Raw genomic sequence first — 746 nt, 5'->3', positions numbered from 1 at the left:
GCGGCGTGCGCGTCGCCGTCGTGATCGCCTCGTGCAGCGCGGCGACGACGGGTGCGGGCATGCCGGCCGGGCCGAGCACGCCGAACCAAGCGACGGCCGCGCCGACCTCGGGCGCCTGGTCGCGCAGCAGCGGCACGTCGGGGAAGGCTGCGAGCCGCGTCTCGCCCGTCACGGCCAGCGCCCGCACGCGCCCTTCGCGCAGCAGCGGCGTCGCGACGTCGAGCGGCGCGAACATCGCATCCACATGCCCGCCGATGACGTCGAGGAAGGCGGGCGCCGTGCCGCGATGCGGCACTTCCGGCCCGGTCAGACGCAGCGCGCTGCGGAACAGCACGGTCTGCATGTGCAGCGACCCGCCGACGCCGCCGATCGCGAAGCTGTAGCGATCCGGCCGCGCCCGCGCGGCCGCGAGGAAGGCGCGCAGGTCGGGCTCCGTCACCGACGGCCCGACGACGAGGACGTTCGCCGTCAGCCGCGCGAGCAGCGCGATCGGCGTGAAGTCCTCCAGCGGACGATAGGGCAGCTGGCGCATCAGCGCGGCGTTCAGCGTGTGGCTGGTGAAGGCGACCAGCAGCGTGCCGCCGTCAGGCGCCGCGCGCGCCACGCCCTGCGCGGCAAGATTCCCGCCGGCACCGGCACGGTTCTCGACGACGACGTTGCGGCCGAGACGCTCCCGCATCGTCTCCGCGGCCTCGCGCGCCAGCGCGTCCGTGGTGCCGCCCGGCGCTGCGCCGACGACCAGGGTG

General features: G+C 75.9%; 1 protein-coding gene. It reads right to left on the bottom strand.

Annotated features, from left to right (window positions below):
• A partial coding sequence (locus L2I40_RS23970; RefSeq protein ID WP_237217844.1) for a tripartite tricarboxylate transporter substrate-binding protein occupies positions 1-746 on the bottom strand: 746 nt, incomplete at both ends.

This window comes from Falsiroseomonas oryziterrae (assembly GCF_021864505.1).
GTDB lineage: Bacteria > Pseudomonadota > Alphaproteobacteria > Acetobacterales > Acetobacteraceae > Falsiroseomonas > Falsiroseomonas oryziterrae.
This window is presented reverse-complemented; position numbering and strand designations above follow the sequence as displayed.